Source organism: Helicobacter vulpis (assembly GCF_003660395.1).
GTDB lineage: Bacteria > Campylobacterota > Campylobacteria > Campylobacterales > Helicobacteraceae > Helicobacter > Helicobacter vulpis.
Window position 1 is genome coordinate 1 of sequence record NZ_QXQT01000036.1, and the last position, 6,645, is coordinate 6,645.

General features: G+C 40.9%; 8 protein-coding genes, 1 rRNA gene and 1 pseudogene. 6 read left to right on the top strand and 4 right to left on the bottom strand.

The features are described from left to right. The 3 genes from rrf to EAO38_RS08145 form a co-directional block, all read left to right on the top strand. Positions 1-96, top strand: a 5S ribosomal RNA gene (gene rrf / locus EAO38_RS08135); the annotation flags it as partial. Between the two features lie 207 nt (positions 97-303). Next, positions 304-894: a DEAD/DEAH box helicase family protein gene (locus EAO38_RS08140; RefSeq protein ID WP_121022779.1), complete on the top strand. Its 591-nt coding sequence runs from the start codon at positions 304-306 to the stop codon at positions 892-894. Between the two features lie 40 nt (positions 895-934). Next, positions 935-1,147 carry a hypothetical protein gene (locus tag EAO38_RS08145; protein WP_205588385.1) on the top strand — a complete coding sequence of 71 codons (213 nt, stop codon included), beginning with the start codon at positions 935-937 and terminating at the stop codon, positions 1,145-1,147. A 161-nt stretch (positions 1,148-1,308) separates the two neighbouring features. Here EAO38_RS08145 and EAO38_RS08150 read toward each other — a convergent pair whose 3' ends face one another. Beyond that, entirely contained in the window at positions 1,309-2,532 is a 1,224-nt protein-coding gene (locus EAO38_RS08150; protein WP_162982747.1) for an alpha/beta hydrolase-fold protein, read from the bottom strand. Positions 2,533-2,864: 332 nt separating this feature from the next. Here EAO38_RS08150 and EAO38_RS08155 point away from each other — a divergent pair, with 332 nt between their 5' ends. Next, the gene (locus EAO38_RS08155) at positions 2,865-3,368 is read left to right on the top strand and encodes a pyruvate kinase (protein WP_121022783.1); all 504 of its coding nucleotides are present in this window, start codon (positions 2,865-2,867) and stop codon (positions 3,366-3,368) included. Positions 3,369-3,490: 122 nt separating this feature from the next. Continuing rightward, complete coding sequence (locus tag EAO38_RS08160) at positions 3,491-4,768, top strand: adenine-specific methyltransferase EcoRI family protein (RefSeq protein ID WP_121022785.1); 1,278 nt, start codon at positions 3,491-3,493, stop codon at positions 4,766-4,768. Between the two features lie 86 nt (positions 4,769-4,854). On the opposite strand, the gene EAO38_RS08165 is transcribed toward EAO38_RS08160, so the two are convergent. The 3 genes from EAO38_RS08165 to EAO38_RS08175 are packed head-to-tail and all read right to left on the bottom strand — an operon-like array spanning position 4,855 to position 6,292. Beyond that, complete coding sequence (locus tag EAO38_RS08165) at positions 4,855-5,079, bottom strand: hypothetical protein (RefSeq protein WP_121022787.1); 225 nt, start codon at positions 5,077-5,079, stop codon at positions 4,855-4,857. A gap of 23 nt (positions 5,080-5,102) precedes the next feature. Further along, entirely contained in the window at positions 5,103-5,744 is a 642-nt protein-coding gene (locus EAO38_RS08170) for a hypothetical protein (RefSeq protein WP_162982748.1), read from the bottom strand. Continuing rightward, positions 5,744-6,292 carry a hypothetical protein gene (locus EAO38_RS08175; RefSeq protein ID WP_121022791.1) on the bottom strand — a complete coding sequence of 183 codons (549 nt, stop codon included), beginning with the start codon at positions 6,290-6,292 and terminating at the stop codon, positions 5,744-5,746. Before EAO38_RS08175 ends, EAO38_RS08170 begins: the two co-directional genes overlap by 1 nt. A gap of 44 nt (positions 6,293-6,336) precedes the next feature. On the opposite strand from EAO38_RS08175, the pseudogene EAO38_RS08180 reads away from it, so the two are divergent. Then, positions 6,337-6,645, top strand: a pseudogene (locus EAO38_RS08180) (hypothetical protein); the annotation flags it as partial.

A 6,645-nucleotide genomic window follows, 5' to 3' on the forward strand; every position in this document is an offset into this window, starting at 1 on the left:
GGATATACCCAGCCCCATCCCGAACCTGGAAGTCAAGCTCTCTAACGCCGATGATACTGCCCTTTGCAAGGGTGGGAAAGTAGGGTGATGCGGGGGGTTGTTTTAAAGTGTTTTTTAGGTTTTTATGCTACAATTTCTCAATTTCTCAATTTCTCAATTTCTCAATTTCTCAATTTCTCAATTTCTCAATTTCTCAATTTCTCAATTTCTCAATTTCTCAATTTCTCAAGGCGAGAAATATGGGGTTTTGGGTTTGGGGATTTGGAAAGTGGTTGGGGAATAAATATTTTTTAAGGAGAAGTGATGGCAACGGATTTGGATCGCTACATTGAAGAGGTTGGGGCTGTGGTCTATTGCAAGATAGAAATACCGGATGTCGCTGGAGCAGCTGCAAAAGTGGGGAATGCTATTACAAAAATTGTAACTCTAGGTAATTATGAGATGAAAACATATTTTGAACATTCGGGGATTTATGTGGGAAATAATAAGATTTTGGAATTAATTAACAAAAATGGCAAGGGTTTTATAAGGCTTGCTCCCTCTCCTCGCCACTTTATCACACTATTAGAGGATGAAAGAGAGAATAATCTAAAGCAAACAGGAGAAATTTGGGTTGCTTGCGACAATAGTGAAAAACGAAGGGCCATTGGTTCTCAAAAAGTCATGGAGAATATAGAGAAATTAGGAATATCTTTAAGGGGCAAAGATTATTCTATAATTCCTGCCACAAATCTAACATCTAAACCAAAAGATCAAATCAACTGCCACAAATTTGTGATGGCTTGCTTAGTTGGTGAATTTAGAGATGGGTATGAAAGTTTTAAGCAACTGGAGGATGTTATTCGTGGCACCTTTAAACGAGGTCTTAATTGGTGTCGCATCCCAATAGAATAGGATTGCTAGAGCTATGTTAAACTAACACAAGGAGAATCTAATGGCTTACTACAAAAACCAAGAGGACATGTTTAGACAACGCGCAGAAAACAACAAAAAGCAAGGGGATCGCTACTACGCCCAAAGCAAGGAAGCAGAGGTGAGGGGGGACAAAGAAGTCGCCAAAAACTACATGGCACAAGCACAATACCAGTATAAATCCCAAAAGCAAAACGAGGCTAAGGCACAGGAGCATAAGGGTAAGGAGTGGTAGCAAAAGGTAGGGGTAGGTTGTCCTTTGCAAGGGTAAGAAAGGTAGGGGATGGGGGGGGTTGGTGTATGCGCCTCGCTTTTCCTGTGTGTTTTTAAATCTTTTTGAAGTCTTTGGTTGCTTTACAGCCTTAAAGCTTGCTTTTTGTCATAGACAATCTGCTTTTAGTCTTTCTCTAGGCGTTGCGCAAAAAGCCATGCACGGATGGGCTCAATTGTATAGGCTATACGCCAAGTATTGCGGTGCGCGCTTATTTTATCTGTACCTAACAGGCTATTTTTTTGAAACACAGCATAATTGATCGGAGCATTTTGGGCGATCATCTCTTGGCAAGCTTGTTTAAATCGTACTTGATCCCATTTGCCATTCCAAATAGCCTTAGCCACTTTAGCTCCCCTGCGTTCTAATCTCTCTATAATGGCGTTGCTAAGTGCAAAGCTACCCATGTCATCGCTGGAGGTGAGCAACCAAAATTTATCCTGTGCTAGAGGATCACACAAATGCGCATCCCAACGCCCCGCCACTAAAAAGGCACTGGCAAAGAAATGTGGGTATTTAATGAGCAGGGCTATGGACATCATGCAACCCATAGATTGCCCTGTAGTATAGATTCTGGAGGTATCTATGGGATATTTTTGGCTTATCTCTTGAACTAGGTGCATGGTTACATCTAGCATGGCTGAGGCTTGTGAGTTGTCATCAACTACAACTTCATCATATTGCGGGGCGAGCACATAGCAGGGGCGTTTGCGCTGTTCTTCTGGATGCGCCCAAATGAGTGCCCCCAAACCTTGCAACAAGGTAGCCTGCTGTAAAGTACCCGTTGTGCCCGCATCGTGCATGAAAAGCACCAAGGGGAGGGGTTGGTTATTTTGGTGTTTAGGGATAAACAGATTGTAGCGCAAAGTTCTTCGCAAGATTTTATCTTCAAATGTGAAAGCTTTAAAATTCTCTATGATGGGATAAGATACCTTAGAGAGTTTCCATATTTTTTGGCTATTTTTAGTTTCAACAAGTTGCGCTGTGGGGGTTTGTAATTTCAGGGTGTGCCCGGGTTTGCCACCAGCGACAAATTTCTTTTTGTGTTGTGGATCTGGCTTATGGTGTTGGATACTTGTCAATAAAGCTAACTTAGGCTCTTTTAATTTTAAGATCACAAACTTTCCACTGGCTACGCGCTTCTCCCCCCTAGCATCTTGACTGATATAGACATCTGTGATTAAGCGCCCCAACACTTTAAAGTCTTGTTTGTGCACTCTGGAAACCTCTGTGTTATAGGCGATGCTAAGGGTATCTAACTTGGCCCCATCGCCAAAGACATGCACAATACCCAACACTTCTTTAATGGACACTCTATCGTGCCCCAAAAGAGGCACACTGAGCCCCAAAAGAACCTCTGTCCCTTTAATAATAAATGCCCTACGCGACAACAACGCCCAATCCTTGATACTTGATATAAGAGTAACGCAAGCATTGTAGCTTAAAAAAGTTGTGTTCTGTTTTAGAATTTGAGCTTTTAGCATTCAAGACTCTTTAAGCTTTTTTTGTGGGACAATCCCTAATCCCTAATCCCTAATCCCTAATCCCTAATCCCTAATCCCTAATCCCTAATCCCTAATCCCTAATCCCTAATCCCTAATCCCTAATCCCTAAGGCTAGGGGTGTGGGGATTATGGTCTAGAATAAAGCACTAGGATATTCATAAAATTAGGAGGTTTTGATGGTTGTAGATGTTTCAGGTATCCCCTTTCAAGAATTTTGGCACATGCAACTTAGTCAGCAACATATGCAACAGGCATGGAGCGTGCTAGATGTGCGCCAAATTTTAGAAAAATATCATTTCATCGGTTTGGCAGATTGGGAAGAGAAGAAAGGGCAAATTAAAGATTTTTTAGAAGCGATGCGGGTGAATGACATTGTGGCAATCAAACATGGGCAAGCACTCGTTGCGCTCACCCAAGTCATTGGCGGGGCGTATGACATTAGAAAAGATCGTGCTCTATGTGTTACTGAAAAAGAAGACCTTTTAGTGGATTGGATGCACTACAGACGACCCGTTAAAATCTTAGCTTGGGCAGGTGAGGGGCAAACAATTCCACAGGGTAGAGGCACATTAAACAAATGCATAAACCCGGGGGCAGAAACCTCACAAATCATTATGGGGTGGTATGAAGAGGTGCAAGAAGCCTTAAAAGCCAAAGGCGAGAGGGTTATTTTAGTTTAAAAAATCTCCTATGTTGCCCTTTGCAAGGGTGAGAAAGGCGGGGGGCTTGCGCAGATTCTCAAATCTAAGAAAATAGCTGTTCTTGTGCTAGAATACCCTGCTCAAAACCTTTAGGGAGCACAATGAAACAATACCTCTATCTTGTCCAATCCAGTCTAGAGCCTAGCAAGTGCAAAATTGGTATCACCCATGACCTAAAAAGGCGGCTTAAAGAATACAACAGCGTTACAGGGCAATCACAAGAGAACACTTATCGCTATCTTTTCACTTGTGAAGTGGCTAATATGCGCCAAATAGAACAGGACATTAAAAACGCTTTTGCCCATTTAAGAGAAATACAGAGCCGCGAAATTTATTTTTATAACCCTAGTCTTTTTGAGAATTATCTAAGCTACATCAAAGCCCATCCGGGTTTTATCGCCCAAATCAACATCAAACCCCCTAAGCCAAAAAAAGAGCTTAAACCCTTAACTACGCCCAGTATGCAAGAACGGGGGGTTACTAGAAAGACTTTGCTAGACAAGGCGATGCGTGTCAAAAATGACGAGTTTTACACCCGATACGAGGATGTAGAAAAAGAGTTATCCCAATACCCTATAGCAATATGGAAAAATAAAGTCGTGTTTTGTAACTGCGATGATGCCATTGGAGAGAATAGAGATTATACCGACTCTAGCGCGTTTGCTCTCTACTTCTTAAAGCACTTCTTTAGGCTCAAGCTGAAAAAACTTATCTGCACGCATTATGGCAGTCCGCAAGATTTATTCAACGCCGGCGCACGGGGCTATATTTTTACCAAAGAGGGCGCACACGAGATGAAACTCAGCCCGCCTAATTATAATGGAGGGTTTGAAGAAAAAGAATCTTTGAGGATTTTAAACGAGGAAGCCGACATTGTCTGCACTAATCCGCCCTTTTCGCGCGCCATAGAATATTGGAAAATACTCATTAAAAGTAAAAAGAAATTCATCATCCTCTCCAACATTACAAATTGTGTCAATACTGCCTTTATCCCTTATTTTGCCAAAAAGAAGGCATGGGCAGGGTTTCATAGTGTGGATTGGTACCTTACCCCTAAACGCCAGTTAGTGCGCGCAGCTGGGCATTTTTTTACGAATTTTGTGATTAAAGGGCGAGCCACTAGAGCGCGGCTAAAGTTGTTGCCCCTAGAGCAAATCCAAGATGGCTATAAAAGATTTGATGATGGCGGGGTGTTGCTTGTGGATAATAACTATATCCCTAGCGATTATGATGCGCCTTTTGCCGTGTCCGCACGCCAAATTTTAAATGGTGTGCTGGAGTGTGGGTTTAAAATTGTCAAACTATCAAAATATGTCCCTTATATTGAGGGCAAGGAAAAATTTGCAAGGGTTTTGATCTGCAAAGCTGAAGCCAAGTGAGGTTAAGGCGTAGGAAGGAGGTAAATTATACCTTTGTGAGGAGGGAGATCTAAAAACTTCTTTCATTCTTAAGTCCGATTCTAAAGTTAGTTTTTAACATTATTCTTTTCAGAAACGGTAGCAACGCGTTGCTCTCCTCCTATTTCTGTAGTGTAATAGTCTTCGTACATGATCCTGTAAAGAGGGTCTAGATCGGTAGCTTTACAGACCACCAATTTTTTATCTTTAACCATTCGAGGTTTATGTTTTTGAGCGTATTCAAAATAACGATTCCGTTTTCTTGGATCGCCATTCTCTTTAAAAATCTCCAAGCGCCCCTCTTGAAGCAAACGTTCTATTCTGGCCAGCTTTTTTTTGGAATAGTAGATTTGATTTCCTTTAAATCTAGTTCTAAATGCAAATACTGGTAGCTGGTGTCATCTTTGATAGCTTGAATTCTTTGTTTAGCCTCTTGAACTTTATTTTCAAAAAAGTGGGGTAACACGCGCTCTAAATCCTCAATATTTTTAAAATAAAACTTTCCTGTTTCTTGACTCCAATAAACATCTGTGCGATTTTCAATTAAAATAATCGGCTTATCTTCAATATGCGCCATGTTAGAGAAAGAGATAAATTTTTTCTTAATAAAATAACCCTTCCTGATCGCTTGGAAGTATAATTTAATCTTACCCTCTTCTTCCATGCGTACAAATAACACTGCCTTACTCTCTTTAATTTTCTGTATTTTTTTTAAAATGTCCTTGTTAAGCGTATTGATATGAGGGGTATCATCACAGATCACAAGATTATAATCTTTCAAATCTTCAAAAGAGGCTTTAATAAAGAAACTCTCATCTTTTGCAAGTTTTCTTTCACTCTCTTTCCAATAATCCCACTCTTTAGAGGTTTCATGCGCTCCAAAATCCCATATTCCTTTTAGAGGTTGATCGCTCACACGGTAGATTTTTCCTTGCATCCGAGCATAGAGCATGCGCATCACTCCTCTTCTTTATCTAAAAAAACAAAGTCATTGAGTCTAATGAGCTTGCTGTATTGCATTTCTTCTTTAAGCGTTCTTTTGGAAATTAAAAAGACCTTGAACTTCGCATACATGTTCTGTCCATGTGCCTTATTGAGATCAATGGAGATTTCATAAAAGTGGTAACCAAAAAACAAAAGATAGGGGTTAAAATAGGAAAACTTCCCCTTGAGGATTAAAAAGTAAATGAGTGTAAATACCACCGCAAATATGATCCAATTTTCAAGACTAACCGCAATCACAAAATAGGCAATGTAAATAGGGATGTATTTAGGCTCGGCTACTTCCACTACTTCCACAGAATGTGTGGCATCAAAGGGTAAAATGTACTTTTCAATAAGGCGCATGTAAAGGCAAGACAACAGAGCACAAACCAATACCCCTAGCGAAATCAAGGCGAGTTCTAAGAGCGTGAAAGTCGTATTGTGCAAGTAAAAAATGACTCCTGCAGGCGTGAGTGCTATGAATACATAGACAAAGTAAAATAAGAATAAAAACTCTTCCACGCCTCCATACCTTTAACCATGCAAAAATACTAATATATTGTAACATGTGGAGATTAAAACGCACGCAAAAACCCTTAAAAACCAACACAGAGAACGGGAGCACTCAAAGCAGAGACCAGAAAAAGCACAAAATCATCAAACAATACGCTAAAATCCCTCCCATGTTCAACAAAAACATTTTTCTCTTGCTCTTAGGGCAGGCTCTGAGCGGGGCGGTGGTTTCTCTGCTCACCTTTAGCAGCGCGCTAGCAGGTCAATGGCTTTTAGGGCGCACCACTCTAGCCACTCTGCCCATTACCACGACCCTTACGGGGGCGTTTATTGCCGTGTTGTTTTCAGCCACAATCTTTCAG

What these genes read in the sequence shown, in the direction of transcription:
- EAO38_RS08140 (WP_121022779.1), top strand. Translation starts at nt 304, where the DNA reads ATGGCAACGGATTTGGATCGCTACATTGAAGAGGTTGGGGCTGTGGTC.
- EAO38_RS08145 (WP_205588385.1), top strand. Translation starts at nt 935, where the DNA reads ATGGCTTACTACAAAAACCAAGAGGACATGTTTAGACAACGCGCAGAA.
- EAO38_RS08155 (WP_121022783.1), top strand. Translation starts at nt 2,865, where the DNA reads ATGGTTGTAGATGTTTCAGGTATCCCCTTTCAAGAATTTTGGCACATG.
- EAO38_RS08160 (WP_121022785.1), top strand. Translation starts at nt 3,491, where the DNA reads ATGAAACAATACCTCTATCTTGTCCAATCCAGTCTAGAGCCTAGCAAG.
- EAO38_RS08170 (WP_162982748.1), bottom strand. Translation starts at nt 5,744, where the DNA reads ATGCGCATGCTCTATGCTCGGATGCAAGGAAAAATCTACCGTGTGAGC.